Annotated in this window: 20 protein-coding genes; 9 read left to right on the top strand and 11 right to left on the bottom strand. The window is 39.0% G+C overall.

The window, feature by feature from the left end; genetic code table 11:
* The first annotated feature begins 411 nt into the window (after positions 1-411).
* Complete coding sequence (locus E2626_RS01635; RefSeq protein ID WP_134378965.1) at positions 412-1,380, top strand: M23 family metallopeptidase; 969 nt, start codon at positions 412-414, stop codon at positions 1,378-1,380.
* Positions 1,381-1,639: 259 nt separating this feature from the next.
* Here the strand turns inward: E2626_RS01635 and E2626_RS01640 are convergent, their stop codons facing one another.
* Positions 1,640-2,152, bottom strand: coding sequence for a competence protein ComK (locus E2626_RS01640; protein WP_134378967.1), 513 nt, complete (start codon positions 2,150-2,152; stop codon positions 1,640-1,642).
* A 340-nt stretch (positions 2,153-2,492) separates the two neighbouring features.
* Between E2626_RS01640 and E2626_RS01645 the strand changes: the two genes are divergently transcribed.
* The 4 genes from E2626_RS01645 (at position 2,493) to E2626_RS01655 (ending at position 5,424) form a co-directional block, all read left to right on the top strand.
* Complete coding sequence (locus E2626_RS01645; RefSeq protein WP_134378969.1) at positions 2,493-2,795, top strand: hypothetical protein; 303 nt, start codon at positions 2,493-2,495, stop codon at positions 2,793-2,795.
* 1,764 nt (positions 2,796-4,559) lie between these two features.
* Positions 4,560-4,718 (top strand): hypothetical protein, encoded by a 159-nt coding sequence (locus tag E2626_RS17110; RefSeq protein ID WP_166786671.1) that lies wholly within the window; start codon positions 4,560-4,562, stop codon positions 4,716-4,718.
* A 62-nt stretch (positions 4,719-4,780) separates the two neighbouring features.
* Positions 4,781-5,095, top strand: a complete 315-nt coding sequence (locus E2626_RS01650) for a hypothetical protein (protein ID WP_134378971.1) — start codon at positions 4,781-4,783, stop codon at positions 5,093-5,095.
* Positions 5,096-5,241: 146 nt separating this feature from the next.
* Positions 5,242-5,424 (top strand): hypothetical protein, encoded by a 183-nt coding sequence (locus tag E2626_RS01655; RefSeq protein WP_134378973.1) that lies wholly within the window; start codon positions 5,242-5,244, stop codon positions 5,422-5,424.
* A gap of 306 nt (positions 5,425-5,730) precedes the next feature.
* On the opposite strand, the gene E2626_RS01660 is transcribed toward E2626_RS01655, so the two are convergent.
* Entirely contained in the window at positions 5,731-6,279 is a 549-nt protein-coding gene (locus E2626_RS01660; protein WP_244094218.1) for a restriction endonuclease, read from the bottom strand.
* A 268-nt stretch (positions 6,280-6,547) separates the two neighbouring features.
* Positions 6,548-6,973, bottom strand: a complete 426-nt coding sequence (locus E2626_RS01665) for an RDD family protein (protein WP_134378975.1) — start codon at positions 6,971-6,973, stop codon at positions 6,548-6,550.
* Positions 6,974-7,472: 499 nt separating this feature from the next.
* Between E2626_RS01665 and E2626_RS01670 the strand changes: the two genes are divergently transcribed.
* Together E2626_RS01670 and E2626_RS01675 are read left to right on the top strand one after the other, a co-directional pair.
* On the top strand, positions 7,473-7,712 hold the full coding sequence (locus E2626_RS01670) for a hypothetical protein (protein ID WP_134378977.1): 240 nt from the start codon (positions 7,473-7,475) through the stop codon (positions 7,710-7,712).
* Positions 7,713-8,068: 356 nt separating this feature from the next.
* Positions 8,069-9,175 (top strand): integrase core domain-containing protein, encoded by a 1,107-nt coding sequence (locus tag E2626_RS01675; RefSeq protein WP_244094219.1) that lies wholly within the window; start codon positions 8,069-8,071, stop codon positions 9,173-9,175.
* Between the two features lie 166 nt (positions 9,176-9,341).
* On the opposite strand, the gene E2626_RS01680 is transcribed toward E2626_RS01675, so the two are convergent.
* The 3 genes from E2626_RS01680 to E2626_RS01690 all read right to left on the bottom strand — a co-directional run bounded on the left by E2626_RS01680 (position 9,342) and on the right by E2626_RS01690 (position 15,414).
* Positions 9,342-9,869 carry a recombinase family protein gene (locus E2626_RS01680; RefSeq protein ID WP_166786702.1) on the bottom strand — a complete coding sequence of 176 codons (528 nt, stop codon included), beginning with the start codon at positions 9,867-9,869 and terminating at the stop codon, positions 9,342-9,344.
* A 650-nt stretch (positions 9,870-10,519) separates the two neighbouring features.
* Complete coding sequence (locus E2626_RS01685) at positions 10,520-13,489, bottom strand: S-layer homology domain-containing protein (RefSeq protein ID WP_166786703.1); 2,970 nt, start codon at positions 13,487-13,489, stop codon at positions 10,520-10,522.
* A gap of 506 nt (positions 13,490-13,995) precedes the next feature.
* Positions 13,996-15,414, bottom strand: a complete 1,419-nt coding sequence (locus E2626_RS01690) for an S-layer homology domain-containing protein (RefSeq protein ID WP_134378983.1) — start codon at positions 15,412-15,414, stop codon at positions 13,996-13,998.
* 149 nt (positions 15,415-15,563) lie between these two features.
* Between E2626_RS01690 and secA2 the strand changes: the two genes are divergently transcribed.
* Both secA2 and E2626_RS01700 read left to right on the top strand, forming a co-directional pair.
* Positions 15,564-17,942 carry an accessory Sec system translocase SecA2 gene (gene secA2, locus E2626_RS01695; protein ID WP_134378985.1) on the top strand — a complete coding sequence of 793 codons (2,379 nt, stop codon included), beginning with the start codon at positions 15,564-15,566 and terminating at the stop codon, positions 17,940-17,942.
* Positions 17,939-18,838 (top strand): accessory Sec system S-layer assembly protein, encoded by a 900-nt coding sequence (locus tag E2626_RS01700; RefSeq protein WP_341785722.1) that lies wholly within the window; start codon positions 17,939-17,941, stop codon positions 18,836-18,838. Before secA2 ends, E2626_RS01700 begins: the two co-directional genes overlap by 4 nt.
* 402 nt (positions 18,839-19,240) lie before the next feature.
* On the opposite strand, the gene E2626_RS01705 is transcribed toward E2626_RS01700, so the two are convergent.
* From E2626_RS01705 to E2626_RS01725, 5 genes are all read right to left on the bottom strand, one after another.
* On the bottom strand, positions 19,241-20,500 hold the full coding sequence (locus E2626_RS01705; protein ID WP_134378987.1) for an oligosaccharide repeat unit polymerase: 1,260 nt from the start codon (positions 20,498-20,500) through the stop codon (positions 19,241-19,243).
* Complete coding sequence (gene murJ / locus E2626_RS01710; RefSeq protein WP_134378989.1) at positions 20,497-22,011, bottom strand: murein biosynthesis integral membrane protein MurJ; 1,515 nt, start codon at positions 22,009-22,011, stop codon at positions 20,497-20,499. Before murJ ends, E2626_RS01705 begins: the two co-directional genes overlap by 4 nt.
* Positions 22,012-22,021: 10 nt before the next feature.
* On the bottom strand, positions 22,022-22,729 hold the full coding sequence (locus E2626_RS01715) for a WecB/TagA/CpsF family glycosyltransferase (protein WP_134378991.1): 708 nt from the start codon (positions 22,727-22,729) through the stop codon (positions 22,022-22,024).
* A gap of 21 nt (positions 22,730-22,750) precedes the next feature.
* Positions 22,751-24,031, bottom strand: a complete 1,281-nt coding sequence (locus tag E2626_RS01720) for a nucleotide sugar dehydrogenase (RefSeq protein WP_134378993.1) — start codon at positions 24,029-24,031, stop codon at positions 22,751-22,753.
* Positions 24,032-24,098: 67 nt separating this feature from the next.
* A complete protein-coding gene (locus E2626_RS01725; RefSeq protein ID WP_341785723.1) occupies positions 24,099-25,421 on the bottom strand; it encodes a UDP-glucose dehydrogenase family protein in 1,323 nt (440 codons plus the stop codon).
* Between the last annotated feature and the right edge of the window lie 4 nt (positions 25,422-25,425).

A 25,425-nucleotide genomic window follows, 5' to 3' on the forward strand; every position in this document is an offset into this window, starting at 1 on the left:
CAACCTTGAGATTGTTTTCTTGTTTATTCAAGTAAGTAAAGCTAATTGGTCTTTTGAACAGTGAATGAACAAGGATTTAAGACTCATTGGATTAATTAGATATTCGGGTTTAATATGCTCATAACACAGGAATAAAGTTTCAGGATAATATAAACATTACTGTTTTTAAAAAAGTAATGTTTAAATTTATTAAAATGATAGATCCACTTCTACTCGTTGTTCAGTATTTAAATTTTATTTAACTATGAATTTAGTACGAATAAAATTTTACGTTTCTATTAGCATAAAATTACAATAAACGAGTTATTTCTCAAGAGTAAAAATAGTAATTAGAAATCAATGGTATTTACCATGTAAAATGATTGTCATTAATGTTTATAATTGTAATGAAATAAATTTTAGGAGGTACTCATGAAAAACTTTTCGAAATATCTTATAGCGCTTGCATTAGTCTTCAGTTCTTTTAACCTTGTGAACGGAACTAATCAAGCATCAGCAGCGGCAACCTTTATTGCACCAAGTTCTGCACCCATTAATGGTGATTACATGGATGAAGATTATGACTTTGGAGATCATTATGGTATTGATTATGATGGAAATTACTACGATCCAGTGTATGCTTCCGGTGCAGGAACAGTCACCAAGGTAAACTCTGGCTGCTCGAATGCGGGTGACAGCAATTGCGGAAGTGGATGGGGCAATTACATTGAAATTACTCATAACGTGAATGGTGAAAACTATCTGACCAGATACGCTCATCTATCTCCTGGAACTGCGACAGTTACAGTTGGTCAATCTGTGAGTCAGGGGTATAAAATTGGTGAGATGGGTAACTCTGGATTCTCTTACGGAGCACACTTGCACTTTGAATTTTTAGTAAATGGTATAAGAGTAAACCCTCATTATTACCTGAATGAGGACTTAGAAGGTGACGTTACGCCTGAACCAATCCTTCACGAATTTGATGGATCATGGGCAACGCTAAGAACAGAGAGTCCTCAAGGTAATGCAACAGTAAATACTTTCGCAAGTCCGGGAGTAGGTCTGAATGGTACTTTGCCTACTGGAAGTTTGTATAAAGTATATGAAAAATCAAGTAGAAATGGTGTAGATTACTTTAGAGTTGCTACAGATACATGGGTTCACAGAGATAATGGAGAAGTGAAGCCATATATGGTAAAAGCCAGCTATTCAACGACGACATATGAAGAACCTGCAGTAAATCCAGTTAGACATTCAGAAGGTGGACTGGCTCCTGGAGACAGCTATAAAGCTTATGGCACAGAGGTTACAGCAGATGGGCAACAGTGGTATAACCTTGGAGGTATGGGCTGGATTAAAGCTGATGCCAACGGGTTACAAACTTATAGAATGCCTTAAATAGTTAAGAGGTCTCTTTTTGAGGCCTCTTTTTAAATATATTAGTAAGATCAAGTTGATATTAACCTTGAATCCTCTTGACCTATTGACTAATCTATATACCTTTTCATACAAGAATAAACAAATAATTTACGTAACATATATTTTTTAAAAAAACGAGTGATAACCCATAGCCATCACTCGTTTCTTATTTCCACTATTCAATTGACTTGAATTGTGTTCAGGACAAAAATATTTAATTAAGCGAGAAAAGGGATTGCTATTTTTTATCCCGATTAAAATGATAGTTCATCATATAATACTGCTTATTACGATACATGCTCTCAGCACTTAACCGGCACGTACGATTGTATTGTTTGTCCAGAGTATGAATTGAACAATTAAGAATTAGGGATTGGTTGTTGGTGAATTCTACGATGGATTGCGTCTTGGTGTGAGGGTGCGTGGCAAGTATGTGCTCTGAAAAAATCCAGACATTATCTATATGTTTCGGTGAATGGGTTGGCATGGCAATCATATTTCTGAATGGATCCACAACGAGCGGAACTTTATTATGAATTCGATGTCTGATCCTTGTTGCTTTAATATTACCCTGCATTGTAAAGCCAGCCTGAATACAACGATCATCCAGCAGCTTCAGAGGCGGAACCACTGAAAATTCAGTTCCTTGCATTGAAATAATTTCAGTCTGAAACCCCAAAACCCTTGCCTCTCTGATTGCCAGTGTACTTTCATTAATTTTAGAGCTTTCATTAACCTGATCCATTAACATTTAATCATCCCCCTTGTATAAACGTATGCAATTTCATGTTTACTCAATATTACTGTTCGACAACATTATTGAAAATCCTTCTTAATTTTCTATATTTTTATAAATTATTTGTCCTTAAAACATTTATAGTAAACAGTACTCTCATCATGTTAAACTCTTCAATACTTTCTGACGATATATTTTATAATAATCTATTGGTGGAGGGATTAATTTGAATTCATTCAGTTCACTCTTTCATTATCTTAAAAAATGGCACATGATATTAAAGCAACTCATTTCAGGTTTCGTTAACTACCATGTTCAAATAAGGTTAGAAAACATAGCACTGCGGAGTCAATTGATGATTGAAATGGAAAAACGAAATATGTCCAAGTCACCAAAAAAGCAGCAAAATATTGTCTTCAAGCAATTATGGATCATACTATTAAAAATCCTACCAAGCTGGAAAGACCATTTGTTCATAGTTCAGTCAGAAACAGTGATTGGCTGGCACCGCCATGCGTTCAAAACCCATTGGAAAAGGAAGTCTAAGAGAATGGGCAGGCCAAGCATTTCACAAGACACCATTTCGCTAATAGAAAAACTCCATAAAGAGAATCTAACACTTTCACCAGAGAAACTGCACGAACAATTAAAGCTTTGAGGCATGATCAATGCACCAACTCCAAATACCATCACGAAATATATTAAACGAATTGCCAATCAGCCAAAGCCGCCTACTGAAAAGTAAATACAGTCATGGAAGACATTTATTAAAAATCACTTATCAGTTACCTGGACAGTCGACTTCTTCACCATTCCTACATTCAATTTTAAATCTTTATATGTTTTAGTCATTGTTCACTACAAAACAAGGCGTATCATCCATTTCAATGTAACAACAAATCCAGATGCATAAGGGGTTATTCATCAATTTATACACGCAACGCCTCATGGTGAAGTCCCTAACTATTTAATACATGATAACGCTCCGTTATTCAGATTGAATTAATTTCAGTATTTTCTGAAAACTTAAGAGGTTTATTTCAAACGAACTGCTTACAAATCACCCTGGCAAAATGCATACATTGAAAGAGCTATTATTACAATCAAATGAGAATGCACCGATCATATCATCCCAATTAATGAAAAACACATCTATCACTTGCTTCATGACTACATTCACAATTATTATAACTCGAATCGAACACATCAAGGCATACAGTGGCAAACTCCAATCCCAACACCTAAGCACCTTCCTGTAAAAGTAGAAGATATTAAAATAATAGCAACTCCTGTCATGAATGGACTCTATCATACGTACAAACGGAGTGCTTAATCTCAGATTCATAAAATAAAGATGAGTCTTTTTTAAAAACGTTTTGAAAAAGGCTTTTTCGTTATGGGAAATTTTAATAATGCACTTTTTTCATTACTACAATTAGCTCTAATTCTTCTTATTTATTTTTTTCTGAAAAAACATAAAAAAGAAGACATCCCAAGAAATTTTTTTCTGAAATATCCTTAGATAGACTTTTTGAAGGCGACAGCATTCATCCATTGGCTTGTTCACTTCCAACTGTTTTGTTTCTTTTTAAGACGTGAAATGTTCGGAATACGCATCTATACCATTTATTAATTTTTACGAATAAAGATTTCTAAAATTGGAATACTAACTATAAAAATTCTAAGGTTGTTCTAAATTATGTTGACAAACGTTATAATCGGTCTAGTACTTCCAGGAATCTTAACGCTCTATTTATTTAAGAAAAATCCCAAAAACACTACACTCATGTATCCTCTAGGTATTGCAATTGCTTTCACACTTAATGATTGGGGATATGGTCTTTATTGGGATGTTTCTCCGGTACACGAGGATAACATTTCCCTGTCTGCATTCCCCTTTAACATTGGATATTTTCCTTTTATTGCTTCTTTATTTGGATATCTAAAAACAAAAGATTTAATCAGATCACATTGGTTAATTCTATTATTCAGTATCACGTTTACCTCCTTAGAATTGATGGCTGTTTTTTTAGGGAAGATCAGTTACTATAACGGTTGGAGCATCTTTTTTACATTTTTCGTTTATTTAGTTGGGTTTATTGAAGCTCACTTATATATGACAATCCTTAAAAAATATAAAATTCTTTAGTTGAGACGCATAATGTGTCTACTGAAATTAATTTTAGTTATTGAATATGAATACTTGATTTTGCGATTGGATAAAATGGAAACTGACACAGACAACTTCACTGTCGTCGAATTCTGTCTGTTAAGACTCCCCCTCCTAAAGCCAGGGCAATTGCTCTGGCTTTTTAACGTGTCTCGTTTCTGATCTTCCTCGGAATGTGTATAGAAATTTAGTTTTTTTCTAAAAACCATCTTCCTTTTTAGTGCCAAATGACCTATAATTTAATGAATACAAATGAACTACATAAAGGAAGATACAATGTTTCTTATTTACTATGAATTAAAACGTTTAGTGGATGATTATTACAAATGTACCAATACAAAGATCAAAGACTTAATTCTTAGTGATATTCAGCTGTTAACTGATTCATTAAATGAAATTGAATATGATTAACACAGAAAATTCGATAATTACTACTTAGGCTAGCTAATTTTCTAAAACAAGGAGGTTTTCACATGAGACACCATGAACCAGATTTGAAAGAAGCTCTTGATAATTTCGATCGATTAATGACTAAGATTAGAGATGAAAACAACGAGATCGCAACTATAAAGAATTTTTTAAAAAACTTTTTAAGAATACGCACTACCTCTATAAATCTGCCAACATCTGAAATTATGTCTGTAATAAAAAATGAAAAGCCATCTATTTTTTATTTATTGAAAAAAAGATCTTATGGAGATCCTACTTTTGAGTTTTTAACTGGTATTAATATGGACTATCAAATAGCTACTCAAAACTTGTCAGATATAAAGCAACAGATCAATTAGAACTCGTTTATACGAGTTTTTTTTATTACGCATAATGTGTCTTAAGCGTCTCAAATAATATATTAAAATACGTGTATTTTATGTAAAAAGGGAGGTGTCATCCACTTTTATGGAGAAAAATAGTATTCAAAAGGGGATAATACTTAATGGAAGCATTTAAACTGATTAAAGGAATTGTAGATGACACAATTTTCATCAAAAATTTTGATTTGAGAAATGGTGTACTCACGGGTTCTTATACCAAAGATAATGAAGAAACCGTGTTTAATCCACACGGAGAAGAGATAGAAAAATTTCTAGATGGGATCACAGTCATGGCGAATAAATAAAATAAACGATCATCATCTCTCGAGGTGCTATATATAAAACGATCATATAAGAAAATTTATTAAAATGGATATGATATTTTTTGAAGTAGGTACTTTTTTTAAAGTGCTTTTTTCAATCATTATATTAGGTGTATTTTATACAGTGTAAAGCAAAAATCGCCTGTTACCTCTATTTAGAGATAACAGGCTCCTTATATTTCAAGTAGCAATTACGTAAACTACCTTGAATATTATGTATTTCTGAATGCTTCATTAAAATAGGGTCCAATACTCGTTAACAGAAGAGCAATTTTATAATAAATCAGATTATGCAGTGTCCCTCCTTTGATCCGTTTTCTTTTGCTCTAGCATCCACCCCATCAATTCCTCCCGATCAATCAACCGAACCTTGTTAGAAATAGCTAATTTTTTTGCCGGTTCAGTAAAATGACTATTCGTAATCACCCAGCACTCATCTGCTTTATAAAGACTTTTAGCGGAAGCGATTTCTTGTACGGATTTTATCCCTACATTATTTTTATACCTTTTAGCCTGTACAATGATCTTTTTCGTCTTCGATGCTATTATCAAGTCTACCCCGTAGTCCCCACTTGCTGGGGTAAGTTTTATATAATACCCTTTCGATTTCATTAAAATTTGCAGATACTCTTCGAATTTTCTGCCTGACATCTGGTCGACTTCCAGGATGCATGATTTTTTTAGTTTTTGTTCTCTCAGCATGTTTACGATGATAGCAAAAACATACAAGCCGCCGAATACTGCTGCAAGTGCTATGGTTAATGCAGGGTCCGCAGTTAACATGGACCAGAATAAGTCGAATCCCATTTCAAAGCTTTCTAAAAACCCAAATTCCATCCTTTACTTACCTCCATAAAATTAAGTTTATAGAAGAAAAATCCTAAATCATTTAAAGTACAATTAATCGATCACTATTTTTTAGGTCCACTTAATGATTATAGTGCTCCACAATAATCCTTATATCTAAAATTACATTTATATTCATATTTCTTGTTCACTGTATGTGGCTTTTAATTTATGTACGAAAGGGTGAATAAATGTGATATTAATTATTTTGCTTATTCAAGTAATGCACTCCTTTAATTGAAGTTCCAACTTTCATAATTTAGCTTCTTGTTGGGGGATTTGTTGTCACATACGTTTGTGCAATAAAGTCGTGAATTGAACGTTTATCCTCTCTTAGCCCTACCATAAAAGCACTTACAATCAATCCAATTCCTAAAGTAAGAGCATAGGCTATTCCTGCTACTATAACTCTTAATATCATTGTGCCAATCCCAACTTTTCTTCCATCAATTCTAACAATTCGATTGCCTGCAATTCGTCTACCGATTGTGTACCCAAACCATAAAACAGGTAACAATAGGGTATAAATTAAACCTAATATATCAGTAGGATAGTAATTTTCACTATCATAGAACACTCCATATAGAACGAATGAAATAAGCCCAGTTGCCATTAAAATAATTATAGAATCTAAAACATACGCTAAAAATCTGTTCATAAAACCAGCTGGATAATTAATCTCCATATACACTTCTCCTTCTTCACAACTAACTCTATTAACTTTACCTATTTAGTTGTAATAATAGTCTAGTAATCTAGTTCCATTATATCAATATTCAGGCAGTCGTTGTTATGAATTTTTAGTTCTTTCATACTCATGAAAATCCCTCGCGTGCTACAATAAAAGAGTCAAGCTCTTATTAAACGCTGGGAAAGATTCCGGCTTCTTTGAAGTAATTCATTACCTTAGCTTAGTAAAAGTAACAAAATTGCACAAAGGTGATGTTATACAATACAGAGCTTTATTCTACTTTTTATCGAAATATATTGTATAAATGGAGGGAGATTTATGAAACAGACGTATTCAGAAACGGATTCACATAGACTAATGGAAGATTTTCCAAAGACAATATGTGGTGGCATTTCGAAGGCTAATAGAAAAGAAACACTTAGAGAAATAGTAGGTTGTAGGTAATCCCGATTTCACTAGTAGTTTAAAAAACGAATTTGGAATTTATTATTTCGTGCAAGGAGGAACTGTTAAATATATAGGAAGGGCGCTGCCTTCAGTTGGATTGCGCTCAAGGATCCTGAATCAAGTTTCAGCTTTCGGAGATGAAAAGTGGGATACAGTGATTAATGATATGGACACTGAGATTGGCGTTGTAACCTTTAAGAAGCGTGAACAGTGGTACTTCATTTCAGCTTTAGAACATTATCTAATTGAAAAACTAGAAAGACCAGCTTTCAATAAACGTGGTTAAATAAATCTCAAAATTAAAAAAGACAATCTCCTCTTTTCATAACGAATTGACATGATCAAATTGTAGTCAATTATAAAATGCGTCTATCACAGGAACTCGCTTCTACTTAAATCATCTGAAGCGTTTCCAGGAAAGGTAGTTTTTCTCAACTGTTCTTAAATATTACTACGAAAGATGAAAAAAAAATTAATTAAAGAACAACAGGACATCATACACTGATATTTCTTTTAGCAGTAAGCTGTATTAATAATCATCTCTGAATCTCGCACAACACATCAAGCAATTCTAATGATAATTAATAATTTCTTACTTTCTGACAACATATGAGTTTATCTTAAATCTTTGGAGGGATTAATTTGAAATCATTAGCTTTACTCTTTCAATCTTTAAAACTGTGGTACAAGCTACTAAAAGATTTCATTTCCAGTTTCTTTACCTACCATATTCAAATAAGATTAGAACTTTTAGCCGTGCGGAGTCAATTGATGAGTGAAATGGAAAAGAATAAAAAGGCTAAGTCACCTAAAAGACAACAAAATATCGTCTTCAAACAATTATGGGTGATCTTATCTAAAATAGTTCCTACTTGGAAAGACCATTTGTTCAATGTACAGCCTGAAACGGTTATTCGCTGGCACCGTACTGCCTTTAAAATTTATTGGAGAAGGAAATCCAAGAAAATGGGCAGGCCGCTCATCTCAATAGAAACCATTTTATTAATAGAAAAACTCCATAAGGAGAATCCAACTCTATCATCCGAGAAGCTACACGAACAGATCAAGCTTCGAGGCGTGATCAATACACCCGCACCAAATACGATTGCCAAATACATAAAGAACATGGCTAACCAACCGAAGCCCCCTTCTAAAAAACAGATTCAATCATGGAACACATTCATTAAAAATCATTTATCGGTTACTTGGGCCGTTGACTTCTTCACGATTCCAACGTTTAATTTTAAGATCTTACATGTGTTAGTGATTATTCATCACCAGACAAGACGGATCATCCATTTCAATGTGACAACGAATCCCGATGCAGAATGGGTCGTACAACAGTTCAGACACGCGACGCCTTACGGAGAGAGGCCAACCTACTTAATCCATGATAATGATCCATTATTCAGATCCAACAAATGTCAACGCTTCTTGCAAACTTCAGGTATCCAATCTAAAAAAACGGCTTACAAGTCACCTTGGCAAAATGCATACGTGGAAAGAGCTATAGGAACAATTAAACGAGAATGTACCAACCATATTATTCCGATTAATGAAAAACACATACACCACCTGCTCCATGATTACATTTCCAACTATTATAATACGGATCGAACACATCAGGGCATAGGTGGTCAAACACCGATTCCCACACCTAAGCATGTGCCGGTGAAGGAAGGAGATCTAAAATTAAAAGCAACCCCTGTCATGAATGGACTTTACCATACCTACAAACGGATTGCTTAACCCCAGATTCATAGAGTAGCAATTACCCTTTTTTAAAAATGAATTCAAAAAGGCTTTTTTGTTATGCCTATTTTTAAATTTACTTCCTCATCGTTGGTTCATTCAGTTGCAATTCCTGTCTCCTTCAAATCTAATTCAAGATAAAAGTGTAAAAAAAGAAGCCCAACTAAGGAGATTTCATATGAAATCTTCTCGGATGAACTTTTTGAAGGCGACAGCCATTAAAGTTCTTGTATTTCTTTAATTTGTATTCTTTAGCAGCCGCAATTTTCTTCCCGTGAATCTCTCTGAAACTGTCCGCCTGGCTTGAAAACAACACTAACAACACAACGTCCAAAGTATTATTATTTTGATCGAAAGTTAACCCTTCTGATACAAAACTAATACTAGACACGTGATCTAACATTTCTCTTACCAAATCAATATTGTTGGCATTATGTCTTCCCATCCGATCAACAGAGTAAAAGAGAACCTGGTCAATTTTGTTAGTAGAGAGATAATGAAGCAGTGCCTGTAACGAAGGACGGTCAACATTCGCTCCCGTGTAATTTACGTCTGAGAATTCCTTCACAACCTCTAATTGATGTTGTTCAGCATATTGATTCATTGCACTTTGTTGGTATCCAATGACTTCTTGATCTGACAATTTTCCAGTGTAGTATGATTTCCGGGCATACGTAACCGCTTTTTTCACCTTCGGTTCCTCCATTTACGATGTAACTACCACAGAAAGTTACCGATCATTTATTCTGCGAGTTACAAATTATTTAACTATCGTTACAACAGTAACTAGAAAAATGTAACTTCTTAAACTTGTAACTTTGTAACTACAAACAATAAAATTACATCAGTTACATAGTTTTCCGGTTATAAAACTCCCTCACGAGTTTTTTCTCAATGTAATTATGGCAACTTCTGTAACAACTAAACTTTCATCGATAAAATGTAACCAACGCTTATACGTAACTTGTTAAAACTTTAGTAACTAATCGAAGGTCTGGAATTCAACCTTTATCTGAGTGACTCTCGGTATTATTTGATTTGATCGAAAACAGCGCAATAAAAAAGGCATAAGAACCTTCACCTGATTTGGCGGATTCTTATGCTAGTGTTGGACTAAGTATTGATAGAATATTCATTGAATATTTATTAATGTTTTGAACATATTAATCAGTTTGACTATTTTTTTATATGTTCAAACCTGCTGAATCCTCTGTGAATCAATAAACACTTCAGATAAAGTTCAAAAGAAAAAGCCAGCCTCCTCTTTTCAGGGAAAACTGGCTTGATCGAATTGTAGTCAATTGTCAAACTTAAATTTGACAAAAAGACGTGTTCGAATTCTTATTTTGAAACAGTAACTTGCACTCCACCAGAAACTTCGTACTCATTATCGTCTTGGATAGTGATTCCGTCGTTAGTAAGTACAGTTATAGTATTAGCAGATCTAACCGTAGACCAATTAGAGTCTCCTTCACTTGTTACAGTAACTACTAGCTGGTTTCCATCAATAGATGATGCAATCGTTCCAGTGTTTGTTCCTTCATCTAGTACAGTAGAACCACCTGTGATAGTGAAATCTTCAACAAGCTCATCGAAATCTGTTGGTTCAGTTCCTTCTTCAAGCGCCTCATCAAATGTGAACACTAGAGTGTTATTACCTACAAGAGAAGCAGATAATAGATCTGAAGATGTGTTGTCTTCAATTGTTACTGTATCATAAAATTCTGATACAACATCACCATCAAGGTCTACTACGTTTTTAACACCTAGAACTGCAGTTGTTCCTGTACCAACAACTCCGATATTTACTGAATCTTCAGGCAGTTCAATAATAACTTCTTCACGAGCTGCAGTTGCAAAGTAGATATCAGTTCCAGCCGGTAATGCTGCGCCATCTAAAGTATAGTTAGCTGCATTAAGTCCAGAGTTTGTTACTTCTTCAGAGAATGTTACTGAGAATGTATTTGCTGCCGCCTCATCTGCAATTGTTGCAGTTAATGGTGAAGCAACATCATCTTCGCTATAAGTGAATGTAAGTCCAGTAATTAACTCATTTTCATTAGTGTGTACATCAGCAACTGCACCCTCTTCAACGCGCACAGAGTAAGTACCATCTGTTAGGTCATCAGCAACTGTATCTGAATCAGGATCTAAAACAAGAGAAACCACGTTATCATCTACAGATGATGATGCTAGAACATCAATGTTTACACCATCTTGGCGTACAACAAATGCAGATAGGTCTTCGATAGTAACATCTTCATCAAATGTTACATCTAAAGTAGTTCCGTCTGTAGAAGCTCCAATAGATACAACTTCAGGACCAGTAAGATCTTGAGTCATAGTTACTGTTCTATTGAATACTCCATTTTCATTACCGAAAATGTCTTCAATTTCTCCATCCGCTAGAAGGAATGTAACATCTTCAGTAGTTGAACCATTATCATAAAAACCATACGCTGGAGCTGCACCAGCATTGATAGAAACATCGAATGAACGATTAGTAGTGTCAGTTGCAACTCTTGTAACACTAATATCTAGATCATCAATTACATTTCCATCTTCAATAACTGATAGTGCAGCAGCAACAGCAGCTTCCGCATCATTTGCAGTAGCACCTGCTACAGCTTTATCAAATACAAGTCTTGCAACATTAGAATCAACTTGTGCAAGTGATGTCACAGTTAATGCTTCAGTGCTTGCTTGATCAATAAATACATTTCCGTTAAATAGTGTTTGGTTGTTTCCATTATAATCTACCGCACCTGCAGTATAAACTGTAGAAGTAGTACCTGAAGTTGCTGTGTTAAGGAAAGAAACCTCTGTATCACCAGGAGTAAAACCAGCAATCAAGCTAACAGGTTGTCCATTCTGACGAACAGTTGTAGGAGCTGCTTCAAGTGGCTCACTATAAGTTACTGTAACTGTATTAGTTGCAACTTCGTAATCAACACTTGAAACTGTCGGTGCAGTAGTGTCATCGACTGTAAAAGTTGAAGAGAATGCTGGGAATTCATCACCTGATACTGTTTCTACCGTATCAGCAACAGTTAGTGAGTAAGTACCATCAAAATACTCAGCTCCACCAGCAGTAATTGTTAAAGTCTTTCCATCTTCACTAAGTACACCTGTTGCGTTATCAGCGTCAACATTTAGTGCTGGAGTAGTAGCTGAAGCAGGCACACGGCTAATAGAGAAAGTATCAGCAACTAAAGAGTTGTCTGTTCCTGCATCAACAATAACTGTATCTTCATCAACTGCAGTATTGAAGTTAACAACTACTTGTTTAGCGTTAACCGCCATTACACTCTCAACCATTGGCTCAACGATCACTTCAAAAGTATAAACATCTGAAGCTCCACCAACTGAAAGTTCAACGCTTTCTCCACCAAGTGCATCACTTAGATCATCAAGATCAGTGTGGCTGAAAGTAACTGTCATACCATCTACATTAGAAATTTCAAGAGCTAATGCTTCAAGTACTTCTTCAGGAATTTCAGAAACAGGTGTTCCATTTACTTCTACATCATAGTTTTCAAGAACCCATTCAAGTGTTACATCTTCAGGAATCTCTTCGTCAAATTCAACAGTGAACATGTCACCTTCTGCGTTAAATTCAACAGATGTTACAGCTGGAAGTAGGGACTCTTCATACACAGTAAGTGCACGAATTGCGAAAGTAGAGAACTGAGCACGTGTAACATACTCAAGTGGACGATATTCGTCAACTACAGTTACGCCGTTTTCAACAAGAATGTTGATATAATCCTGAGCCCACTCCTGAGCGTCTTCGATGTCAGTTACAGTTGCATCCACATCTTCAAGATCTTCAAGTCCGAATGCTTCAACAAGTACTTTCGCCATTGCCTGACGAGAGATTGGCGAGTTCGGGTTAAAGTTGTTTTCTTCAGTACCTGTGAAGATACCAAGTTCACGAAGTACTAATGAAGCTTCGTAAAGTTCTTCGTCATAGTAAGATGATGGTACATCAGCAAATTCTTCAGTATCTGAAGTATCCACTGTTGTTCCTTCAGATTCGATCCAACGAGAAAGGATCAATGCAACTTGTCCACGAGTAACATTATTATAAGGGCGGAATTCGTCTCCATAACCATTAACAAGACCTAGGTCAACTGCTTTCTGAATATTTGGAGCGTGTACATCAGCCGGGTTAACGTCTGAGAATGTTGTGTGATTGTCCTGAGCCTGAAGGCCCTCGGCACCTGCGACTGGAGCGACTGCTGAAGCTACTAGTGCAGTTGTTACTGTACCCGCAAGGAACTTGCGGTAAGACTTTGGTTGGTAAGCCATTAAAAAATTTCCTCCTTGTAATTGCATATTATAATAAAGTAGTTAAACAGGAATATGTAATTATGAATAAAGACCCATTCAACAACTTATGTACCTACACCCATCAGTATAGTCTCAGATTACGAGAATGTCAATCCTTTTACAAAATGGAAAAAAAGATATGTGATTTCCAGTTCATAGTGGATTATCCATTACAATAACCTTCTTTCATTCTACAAGATGACAGAAATATTTCAATCATTTTTGAAGAAATAACGAGAAATACCTATGTTTTTTCGAGCTAAAGCGCGAAAAATGCGTAAATATAGGTGTTCTTAAGTTATTTCGTCATATTTTCGTAAACCTTTAGAAAAATGAAAAAATATTTTTCTATAAACCCTTTTTATGGCTGATCTATTAAACTTTTATCCTTTTAATAAAATATTCGTTAAATTCAAACAATAAATCAAAAAGAGACTGACGGCCTAGGCTTACGTCAGTCTCTCTTCTTTTAAAACGTTTACATATTAAGAATTTTTCTCCATGAGTCTAATGGACCGTTCAAAGAATAGCGCGTACTGTCCACGTGTGACTGAATTCCATGGATTAAATGCGGTATTTTCATCTGCATTCGTAATTTCGTTATGAACAATAACCGCAATATCTTCATAAATTTGATCATCAGCGGATAGATCTTTAATGTTGATTACTTCATCAGGGATATCATAGACTGCCGCAAAAGAGCGGTTCAACATGCTCGCCATCTGTGAACGGTTAAGTGGTGACTCCGCATTCATTTGTCCGCCTCTTCCCATGATGCCGTGATATTCCATAATGGCAAGATCTTCGTAACCTGGTGTATCAGGCGTAAGGTCTGGTGAGGTCACTTCATAGTTTTCAGGTTTCTCAAGGTCGAGTGCTCTGACGATCAGTGCTGCGGCATGTCTTCTCTGAAGCACATTGAATGGCCTGTATGTGCCATCTTCATAGCCGTTGATCACTTCTCTCTGCTGAAGATAAGCAACAGCCGTCTCAATTTCACCCGGGGAAAGGTCATTGAAAATCGTTAGCTCGTTCCCGAATTGCAGATTTGAACTTGCAATATATCCTTCACCAAAATTTCCTTTTACTTTATAGAAGACATAATGATTTGCTTCTCCTGCAGCTTCAAAAGGACCATCAGTAATCTCAAGTGGTGTGTAATGATTTATTGAAGCAATTAATTGCCCGCCTGGCTCACTTCTTACATTAGACGTATCAAACCCTTCAAACTCATGATAGCTGTAGACGCTGCTTCCGGTCTCAGCCAGCTGCATAGCAGGTGTTTCTGTTGGCCATGTATAATCTCGGTCTGGAAAGCGCATGATCAGACGATCTTCATCTGTTTCACCATAGTTGATTTCAAGCTCTGGTGTTTCGCCTATGGAGATCACGCTATTATTGCGGATATAACTGAACACATCTTCCTGATAGGCATCATCATGTGTATTAGGGTCATTGATTTCACTCAGACCGTTATATGCCATTACAGCAAAGTACCATGATTCAATGTCCGTGTTCTCTCCATCATTTACAATAGGAAGATTCAGCGCTTTTTTACGAAGCAGGTGCTCAGCTGCCTGTTCGATATGATAGTCCACATCCTCTGCTATCCGTTCCATATCAATATCGAATCTCTCAATCTCCTGATCTGTGAAGGTCAGCTGCATTAAGCCGATTCCTCCATCATCTGAGACAACCGGTGAGCCGTCTTCATCATAGTGATTAAAACCGCCGTTCTCTTTGTAGGCAATTGCCTTTAATACTTCAGGCGGAATTCCTTTTTCTATTCCTGTCTCTGTTAGCATCTGTTTAAATGCCTGTGCATCATTTTCTTCTGCGCTGGCACTTTGTGCACTCATGATTGAAATTGTCAGTGCTGCCGCTCCGATCCATAATGTTTTCATTGTGATCCCCCTTCTATTAATCTTTCATTGTTAACCATAACATATTTCCCATTTCTATCCAGTTAAAATGCCGAGAAATTAATGTAACTGCCTACTCGTCATGATATACTGATAGCTGATGCAGTTTACAAGATTAAGGAGAGAATACCATGATTTCTTTCATACAGAAGATAAAAAGCTCCGGTGATGACCGGCAGCTGAAAAAATATAGAAAGCTGACTGAGCAGATTAATCTGCTTGAAGATCAGTTTGAACAATATAGTGATGATGAATTGAGAAATCAGACATCAGTTTTTAAGGAACGGGTTGATCAGGGTGAGGCCCTGTCTTCGATACGGAGTGAAGCTTTTGCTGTTGTACGTGAAGCTTCAAAACGTGTACTTGGTATGCGCCATTTTGATGTGCAGATGATCGGCGGACTTGCACTGTCAGACAGTAACATTGCTGAAATGCCAACAGGCGAAGGTAAAACGCTTGTTGCTTCCCTTCCGAGTTATCTTCATGCACTTGAAGGTAAAGGCGTGCACGTCATTACAGTAAATGAATACCTGGCGAGACGTGACCGCGATCTGATTGGACAGGTACACGAATTTCTCGGGCTGGATGTCAGTCTTAATATCCCGGGACTTGAGCCTGACCGGAAGAGAATGGCGTATGCAGCTGATATTACATATGGAATCGGCAGTGAATTCGGGTTTGATTATTTGCGGGACAACATGGTCTATGAAACCGGGCAGCGTGTCCAGCGGCCTCTTCACTTCGCCATTATAGATGAAGCAGACAGCGTATTAATCGATGAGGCAAAAACACCGCTCATTATTGCCGGAAAAGACGGCGTCAGTACAGACCTGAGTAATTTATGTGCACGCATTGTAAAGCATTTTGAAGAGGGCCGTGAATTTCACTATGACCTCGAGACCAAAACGACAAACCTGACAGAAGAAGGTATATCAAGCATTGAACGCGGATTTGATATTGATAACCTGTATGAGCTTGAGCACCAGACACTTTATCATTATGTGATTCAAGCGCTGCGTGCACGGGTAATGTTTCAGCGTGATGTTGATTACATCATTAAAGATGGCAAAGTCTTGCTCGTCGATATGTTCACTGGACGCCCGATGGAAGGCCGGTCATTAAGTAACGGACTTCATCAGGCAATTGAAGCAAAAGAAGGGCTCGAAGTAACTGAGGAAAACAAAACGCAGGCATCTATCACAATACAGAATTACTTCCGCCGTTATCACCAGCTTGCGGGCATGACCGGTACAGCAAAAACCGAACAGAAAGAACTGCGTGACATTTATAACCTCGGTGTTGTGCAAGTGCCGACCAATCAGCCGATTGCACGGACTGATAAAGCAGACCGGATCTATGAAACGATTGAACAAAAATATAAAGCTGCTGCTGACCGGGTTGAAGAACTTCACAATGAAGGAAGACCAATTTTAATCGGGACAACTTCCATTATTCAGTCTGAACTGGTTTCAGGAGAACTGAAAAAACGCGGATTGTCTCATGAGATCCTGAATGCAAAGAGTCTTGAACAGGAAGTGCGCCTCATTTCACTTGCCGGCCAGAAAAATGCGATAACAGTAGCGACGAACATGGCAGGCCGTGGAACGGATATTGTCCTGGGTGAAGGTGTCCGCGAGCTCGGCGGGTTATATGTGATCGGTACAGAACGCCACGAATCACGACGGATTGACAATCAGCTCAAAGGACGTTCCGGACGTCAGGGTGATCCGGGTACATCAGAGTTCTTTATTTCACTCGATGATGAAATGTACCGCCGCTTTGCACCGGAAGAGCGTGAGAAACTGAAGAAAAATATATCCAGTGATAAAAATGGTGAAGTGAAAAGTAAAAAAGCAAGGGAGTTTGTAGATCGTGTACAGCGGATTTGTGAAGGATCTAACTTCTCGATTCGTGAATATAACCTGAAGCTTGATGATGTACTTGGTATTCAGCGGGCGACAATCTATGACCTGCGTGATAAATTACTTGAACGCGACGCTGTTCATCCGATTTTGAAAAATATTATCTCATCACACACGACAGAAGAAGTCCGCCTGCGCTGTCCTGAGGATGAGCCTGACGAGACATGGGATCTGGATAAAATGAAAGAGAACTTGACACTAATCGTGCCGACAGGAGACTTTTCATTTATTAATGAGGATACACCGCTTAAGCGTATTAAAGAGTCTGTCAAGGAACAGACCGATTCATATGTCGTGCTTGTTGATGAACATTTGCAACAGGAGCAATTTTCAGAACAGCTGAGAAGGTTTCTGCTGAGCCGCACAGATCATTACTGGCTGCGTCACATTGATGCGATGGATCGCCTGAAAGAAGGCGTAGGACTGAGAAGTTATTCTCAGGAAGATCCGATGAGACAGTATCAGAGAGAAGGCCTTGAGCTGTTTTCTATGATGCATTATCAGCTGGAACAGGATGTCAGCAGACAAACTGCACAGCTGATCCATAAGATTGAGACCACGAAGAAGAACGGAGTGAAACTGAAATGAGCTGGCTGAAAAAATTTACGCGTAATAAAAAAAGAGAAGGTAAGGATCACGCTGTTTCTTCGAATGAAGTCGTTGAACATACAGAAGCGCCTGGTGAAGAAGAGGTCAATACTACCCTTTCTCTTCATCCGGGTTCAAGAGTAAATGACGAGGAAAAATATTATTACCAGTTCCTGAATAAAGAACTGTCACCTTTAAAACGGAATCAGCTTTCCCTTTCAGGCATCAGTCTTGAACAAGATGAAAAGAGCGGCGCTGTAGCAGTGACTGCGTTTGTCAGATCAAGCCTGAAAAAGCCGATTACACTCGGCAAAACCTTCCTATTATTATTGAGTCCTGAAGGAGAACGTCTGGCGCGTAAGGAGTTTGATCTTGCTGCATTGGGAGAGCTTCCTGCAGAAAGCAGCCGTCCATGGCAGTTCTTATTTGAAAAGGGTTCTGTAGAAAAAACTGATATACCTTCGGAAGACTGGCAGCTCGCTTTCGAACTAAAGCCAAAGGAAGTGCCTCACAGATTAGAGCTTGATGAAAAATGGGAACAGTCACTTGCAGTGGAAGAACAGGAAAAACTGGCTTCTTTCGTAAATCAGGCTGAAGCGCCAAAACCGGGAGAAGTGAATTTCCTGGGTCTTCAGCAGTCACGTAAGGAAGATGGCAGTTTGCATGTTACACTGCTGATTCGTAATGGAAGTCAGAAAAACATTCAGCTCGAACAGCTGCCGCTTGTGATTGAAGATGCAAAAGGTGACATTGTTGCACAAGGCGGGTTCAAGCTCGCACCTCTTTCGGTTTCAGCGAACACAAGTAAGCCCTGGACGTTTATCTTCCCTGCTGAAATGATTAAGAAACAGGATGCTGACTTTAGCAGATGGAAAGCCTATCCACCGAAGAAATAATCGTAAAACCCGTTCAGTTTGGGGACTGAACGGGTTTTTTTATGTGCTGGTTTCACGCAGGGGTGACTTGGGGAACCGGCGGAATCCCTTCATTTATGTACTAATACCATCCTATTGCAATATGAGCTCGTGATTTCAATCAGCAGTATTTCAGATGGACTTGATCCCGGCAGCACCGCCTGTTTATTCCACACTAACGTACATCTTTCCATCACCTTCCGTACAAGTGACCCACAGTAAAATCCTATTTCACAAGAGAATGAAAAGCATAAAAAAGCACTCCGCCTCAGGCGAAGTGCTCCCGGCCACCAACCAGCCGTTGTTATATATAATAGAGGAATTTTTAACTTCCCCATAATCTTAACACTTAAAGTAAATTTTCACAATCTATCATTTTAGTAATTATAGATATTTTCTTTCTAACATGGCACTTAAAAGAGCAAAACCAATCATAAGCACAAAAATCAGATCAAGTAATCCTGTATGCAAAGAAATGGTAAACACCGTTAAAACAAATGCATAACTGATTGCCTGATACGATCTGTTCCCCATTTGCTGCATCTGATTATATAACACAGTAATCAGCAAACCGATTATTCCGAATCCGACAATGATTCCTGCGTAACCGAAATCAGCAAAGAACTGACCAAAAAGTGTCGGTGTTGTCGTCCGTCCTGGACGTGTAATGTAAATCCCCTCTTCTACTGTCAGGGAATTTGCGATTTCAGACACTCTCATACGCGGGGATGTCTGCTCACCCGGCAGCACCGGACTGAATATACCTTCATGAATTTCCCCAAGAAGATGCCCTTCTTCGTCCGTATATTCCATGATTTTGCTCAGGACAACATGTCCTGTAACACTCTCATTATTTAGTGCTCTAATCACTGCCGGTGTTTCTTCCATTCTCGCTCTGAGCATTTCATTCCGTTCTTCAATCTGATCAACATTTAACTCATCTGAAATCTCGGGAAGCTCTCTGCTGTTGAAAGGATTGTCAGGATCTTCTGTTGCGAATCGATAAAATCCGAACATCGAAAATGCCAGCCCCACAATAACAAGTGCACCGATGAACCAGGTGAATTTAATCTGTCTGACCATGTAATGAAATATGATAATGGCTGTAAACAGCATAATCACAAGCGGTGTGCGGTAGCCCATGACTACGAACAACCCCGCAAGGACAGCAAACAGCAGGATAAAAATGCCGACTTTCTTTTCTTTGACCAGGAAGAACCAGCTGATCAGAAATAATCCTGAGTACCAGAGCAGTGCACTCAGAAAATTCAGCTTTGGATCAAGCGACCTTCTCGCCGCTTCATCACTAATGCCGATTTGTCCTGAGCCGATCATAATGATGTAGGCAATCAGTCCGAGCCATGCAAGTCCGAATAACAGCCAGATGCTTTTACCTTTTAATTTTTCAGGCACGGTGATATTGAAGCGCCAGTTCTTGCTTCTGACAACCCAGACCATCAGCCAATAGGAAGCGAGGCCGGACAGAATCACCGGGACGATAGAATAAGTTAACCCAAAATAATCAAAGCGTCCAAAGTCGAACAGACTTGTACCAAAGTAGAGCAGAACGACAAACGGAAAGAACAGGTACGGTGAAAACACATCAATTTTATTTAATTCCTGAAGTGCGTGTCTGAATTTCATCCTCTGTTCCCTCCCCTTGCAATCAGCTCTTTAAATGGCTGGCTTTTTAGTAAATATAATCCTGCAGCGTATACGATGATGCCTGAAACGCCGATAATTGCGAGATATAGTATAATCGGCAGCGACGGAATCGCTGTCTGTTGGAGACCGATCAGTACGGCTGTCATCACCGAGCCTGCAATGAGTACCTTCAGCATATTCCAGCCGATCATCTTCAGATCAAACCCACCTGTAATCTTATACAGCGTTGTAAATGTCATAATACTGTACAACATGCCGACAACGGATGAAGCAAGTGCCAGCCCAACTGCTCCAAAAAGGCTTGAGAACCACCAGTTAAAAATGATGTTCAGCACAATGGAAATCAGTCCGATGCGGAGGATATAATGTCCTTTTGACATCGTGTAAAAGCCTTTGGCAATCACGGCCTGGATACTGTAAAACAAAACTGACCCAACATAGAAAATTGCATATGTACTCGTATCAGCTGTTGCGGCTGCGTCAAACTGTCCTCTCTCGAAGAAAATCTTCACAAGCGGCTCCATCACAAGAATCATACCGGCGATCGTCGGTATCAGGAACATAAACATAAAGATTAGTCCCTTTTCGATTCCACCTTTAAACTGATCCATCTTTTTATCGGCATAAGCTGATGCAATTAAAGGAAATACCAGTGTTGCGATCGTGACCCCGAAAATCGCCTGTGGAATATTAACGAGTCTGAAAGCATAGTTCAGATTCGAGACAACGCCTGTTTCCATTTGAGCAGAAAAGATTGAATCGACTGTCAGGTTGATCTGCCCAATGGCGATCGTTAATCCTACCGGCAGGAAGATCAGGTAAAAAGCCTTCACTTCTTTGCGGTCAATCTTCTGCTTCCACGCCATAAAGCGCTTTGGCTTCAGGTAGACCAGCTTAATTAAAAATGAGATTACCGTTCCGATTAGATAACCGATTGGTACGGCGTAAATTTCAAGCTGCTGATAGAACAGGAATGAAAAGCCGATCATCACGAGCACAACAACCGTTTGTGAAAATGTTGAAAATGAAAACTTTTTCTGTGAGTCAAAAAATCCCTCATATACAGCATTCATGCCGACAAATATGATCGCAACGAAATAAATAATTGCGGTCCACGTGGCAATCTCAAAACCGTCTTCATAGCGTCCGAACTCCGGATACAGAAGCCTCATAAGGAACGGCGATACGATAATCCCGATGATTGAAATTCCGATGGTAATCCAGAACGTACCTTTGACAACGTTTGTAAGGTGTGAAAAGCCCCTGCCTTCACGGTCGAACTTGTAATAGCTCGGCAGGAATGCATCCTTCATACCTGTAAGCATAAAAAGAACGATGGCATTTGGAATGGTCATCGCGGCAAAATAAATATCTGACTGCCCGGAAGCACCAAACAGCCCCGCGATCGTCATGTCACGGAGCATGCTTGAGAACTTTAACAGCAGTGTTGAAAATAAAAACAAGATACTGGCTACTTTAAATTTAGACATCATATGCTCCTTACTTCTTCAGTACTGAGAGCAGGAATTTCGGAAGAATCATTTGTCTTTTAATTCGTTTTGGTTCTTTTAACAAACGGTAAAACCATTCAAGCCCAAGACGCTGGAATCCTTCAGGCGCACGCTTAATTCTGCCCGAGAGAACATCGAATGAACCGCCTACTCCCTGGAAGATGTGCGGATACAGTTCCTGCATATGATCCACGATGAAGTACTCCTGTGCAGGACTGCCCATCGCAACGAATAATATATCAGGCTTTGCGTCATTAATTGTCTGCTTAATGACTTCAGGGTCTTTTTCATAACCATTCAATGTCCCTGCAATTTGTATACCCGGATAAAGTCTTTCAAGACCGGCCTTCGCTTCTTCAGCTACACCGGGCTTTGCTCCAAACAGAAAGACACTTTTTTGGCGTTTAACGGATTCTTCACTAATCCGCATCATCATATCAATGCCGGTTACACGACTTTTGATCCTGCCGCCTTTCAATCTGGAGGCAAGAATCACACCAATGCCATCCGGAATCTGAAAGTCAGCGCGGTTCAGCAGATTCCTGAGTGCTGTATCCTGCTGTGCTTTCATGATTTTTTCCGGATTGATTGCGACAATGAATGAATTTTGCTGTTCTTCAAGTCTATTATAGAGTGCGTTGATCAGCTCATCGTAATTCAGAGGACTGACATCGACTCCGAGATAATTTTCCTTCATGTCATCTCACCTATCCCACTCTTATTCAGAGTGCTTTGAGTCACCTAACAGTCCGAATGCAAACCCTGCTTCTTCCCATTTTAAACGGTTGATACAGTTTTTCGTATCAAGTACAGCCGGAGTGCGCATGTCGGATTTGAAAGCTGCAGGATCCAGTTCTTTAAATTCATTGTGATCTGTCAGAACGAGAATCAGATCAGCATGGCTGACCGCTTCGTTAAAGTCCTGCGTCTGACGTGGCACTTTGTTTTCTTTCACATGCGGATCGTACGCTGTATAATCAACGCCGGCTTCTTCAAGCTGACGCAATACTTCAAGTGAAGGACTTTCACGCACATCATCTACATTTCCTTTAAATGCTAGACCAAAAACGGCTACACGGCCATTTTGGATCTGTTCCTTTTGGAAATACTTCTGAACGCGTCCGACCGTATGCTTCGGCATGCCATCATTTGTATCACGTGCAAGGTTGATCATTTTTGCAAGATCCGGCGCCAGTTCAACAAGGAACCATGGGTCGACTGCGATACAGTGACCGCCTACACCCGGACCAGGCTTATGAATATTCACACGCGGATGGAAGTTCGCAAAGTCAATCGCTTCCCAAATGTTCACGTCAATCGTTTCCGCAATTTTTGCAAGCTCATTGGCAAATGCAATGTTGATATCGCGGTACGTATTTTCAATCACTTTAACAAGCTCAGCTGTCGTTGCATCTGTTAAATGAATCTTTCCTTTTACAAACGTTTCATACAGCTCTTTTGTTTTCTCAGAAGATTCCTGGCTGATGCCCCCTACAATGCGGTCATTCTGCACAAGCTCTTCAAAGATTCTGCCTGGGATCACACGTTCCGGAGAATGGGATACGAGCAGCTCTGTACCGAACTCAAGTCCTGTCTCCTTAAGCGCTGGCAGCATAACGTCTTCAACCGTACGTGGTGGCACTGTTGATTCTAAAATCACAAGGTTCCCTTTTTTCACGAAAGGAACAATTGATTCAGTCGCTTTACGGACATAGTTAAGATTTGCTGTTTTGTCTTCATTAATTGGTGAAGGAACGGCGATAATAAATACATCCGCTTCTTCAGGCGTTGTTGAAACAGTTAATGCCCCTGCATCCACTGCTTTCTCAAGTTTTTCCTGAAGACCATTTTCTTCTATATGAAGCTGTTTATTCTGAATCATGCTGACTGCTTTTTCATTTACGTCTACGCCATGAACCTTTATGCCATTGTTCGCAAACATGACAGCAGTCGGAAGGCCTATATAACCAAGACCTACTACACAAATTTTTTCAAACATACGATTTGTACTTCCTTTCATCGGCTTATCTTCAATAAACCTGCCTTTTATTATATCGAAAAAATGCTCAAGTTGACATAGTCATGCGAAAAGAATTTCCGCTGCGACCAATGGAATGATAGTGAACGCCGCCACTGACCATTTCACCGGGATCAAAACAGTTACGACCGTCAAAAATCAGCGGACGCTTCATATGTTTTGTGAAAAAAGCGGGCGTCTGTTCTTTAATCTGCGCCCAGTCTGTAATAATAAACGCAGTTTCTGCGCCGTTTACCGCTTCTTCAAGGGAATTCGTATATGTCAGATCCGGAAATACTTCCTTCATCTTATCTGTTGCGATCGGATCATAAGCGACGATATCCGCGCCCTGACGCTGCAGCTCCTCTATGATGCGGATTGCAGGCGTATCTCTTGTGTCATCTGTATTCGGCTTAAATGCCAGACCGAGCACAGCCGCTTTCGTCCCTTTTTCAATCGCACTGTATTCATTCGCTTTCTCCATCAGCTTGTTGTGCTGAAGCTCATTGACTTCAAGCACAGCATTCAGCATACGGAATTCGTAGCCTGCTTCAGCAGACATGGACGTGAGTGCTTTCGTATCTTTCGGAAAGCAAGATCCACCAAAACCAATACCGGCTTTAAGAAACTGTGTGCCGATTCGCTTATCGAGCCCCATTCCCTGGGCAACGGCTTCTACATTTGCACCTGTAATCTCACAAATGTTTGCTATTTCATTAATGAAACTGATTTTAGTTGCTAAAAATGCATTCGAGGCATATTTAATCAGTTCAGCACTTTTTGTATCTGTTCTAACGATCGGAATGTCGAATGGCGCATACAGTTCAGCAACTTTTTCAACTGCCGGCTGATGATTACCGCCAATCACGATTCGGTCTCCATGAAATGCATCATGAATCGCATTTCCTTCACGCAGAAACTCAGGGTTTGATACGGCATGCACCTGATAAGCCGATCCATGCGCTTTGACCGTATCTTCAACCATCTCATTCGTGCCAACCGGGACTGTACTCTTCGTCACAATCACTACATCATTGGTAATTGATGCGGCAATCTCCCTTGCAGCAGTTTTGACATATGACAAATCTGCTTTGCCGTTTTCACCCTCAGGCGTCCCGACTGCAATAAAGATCAACTCTTTATTCTCGTAAGCTTCAGAACGGTCTGTTGTAAAATGCAGACGCTCTTCGCGAATATTTTTCTGCAGCATGTCATCCAGTCCCGGTTCAAATATCGGGGAATGACCGCCTTTCAGCATATCTATTTTTTCCTGTGAAACATCCAGGCAGGTTACGTGATGTCCAACCTCAGCCAGACAAACGCCTGTGACAAGGCCTACATAACCGGTTCCTGCAATTCCTATATTCATCATGTTG

This window comes from Jeotgalibacillus salarius (genome assembly GCF_004405125.1).
GTDB classification, from domain to species: Bacteria; Bacillota; Bacilli; order Bacillales; family Jeotgalibacillaceae; genus Jeotgalibacillus; species Jeotgalibacillus salarius.

Excerpts from the sequence above, each read along its gene's own strand:
- E2626_RS01635 (WP_134378965.1), top strand. The coding sequence starts at position 412 with ATGAAAAACTTTTCGAAATATCTTATAGCGCTTGCATTAGTCTTCAGT.
- E2626_RS01640 (WP_134378967.1), bottom strand. The coding sequence starts at position 2,152 with ATGTTAATGGATCAGGTTAATGAAAGCTCTAAAATTAATGAAAGTACA.
- E2626_RS01645 (WP_134378969.1), top strand. The coding sequence starts at position 2,493 with ATGATTGAAATGGAAAAACGAAATATGTCCAAGTCACCAAAAAAGCAG.
- E2626_RS17110 (WP_166786671.1), top strand. The coding sequence starts at position 4,560 with ATGAACTACATAAAGGAAGATACAATGTTTCTTATTTACTATGAATTA.
- E2626_RS01650 (WP_134378971.1), top strand. The coding sequence starts at position 4,781 with ATGAGACACCATGAACCAGATTTGAAAGAAGCTCTTGATAATTTCGAT.
- E2626_RS01655 (WP_134378973.1), top strand. The coding sequence starts at position 5,242 with ATGGAAGCATTTAAACTGATTAAAGGAATTGTAGATGACACAATTTTC.
- E2626_RS01660 (WP_244094218.1), bottom strand. The coding sequence starts at position 6,279 with ATGGAATTTGGGTTTTTAGAAAGCTTTGAAATGGGATTCGACTTATTC.
- E2626_RS01665 (WP_134378975.1), bottom strand. The coding sequence starts at position 6,973 with ATGGAGATTAATTATCCAGCTGGTTTTATGAACAGATTTTTAGCGTAT.
- E2626_RS01685 (WP_166786703.1), bottom strand. The coding sequence starts at position 13,489 with ATGGCTTACCAACCAAAGTCTTACCGCAAGTTCCTTGCGGGTACAGTA.
- E2626_RS01690 (WP_134378983.1), bottom strand. The coding sequence starts at position 15,414 with ATGAAAACATTATGGATCGGAGCGGCAGCACTGACAATTTCAATCATG.
- secA2 (WP_134378985.1), top strand. The coding sequence starts at position 15,564 with ATGATTTCTTTCATACAGAAGATAAAAAGCTCCGGTGATGACCGGCAG.
- E2626_RS01700 (WP_341785722.1), top strand. The coding sequence starts at position 17,939 with ATGAGCTGGCTGAAAAAATTTACGCGTAATAAAAAAAGAGAAGGTAAG.
- E2626_RS01705 (WP_134378987.1), bottom strand. The coding sequence starts at position 20,500 with ATGAAATTCAGACACGCACTTCAGGAATTAAATAAAATTGATGTGTTT.
- murJ (WP_134378989.1), bottom strand. The coding sequence starts at position 22,011 with ATGTCTAAATTTAAAGTAGCCAGTATCTTGTTTTTATTTTCAACACTG.
- E2626_RS01715 (WP_134378991.1), bottom strand. The coding sequence starts at position 22,729 with ATGAAGGAAAATTATCTCGGAGTCGATGTCAGTCCTCTGAATTACGAT.
- E2626_RS01720 (WP_134378993.1), bottom strand. The coding sequence starts at position 24,031 with ATGTTTGAAAAAATTTGTGTAGTAGGTCTTGGTTATATAGGCCTTCCG.
- E2626_RS01725 (WP_341785723.1), bottom strand. The coding sequence starts at position 25,421 with ATGATGAATATAGGAATTGCAGGAACCGGTTATGTAGGCCTTGTCACA.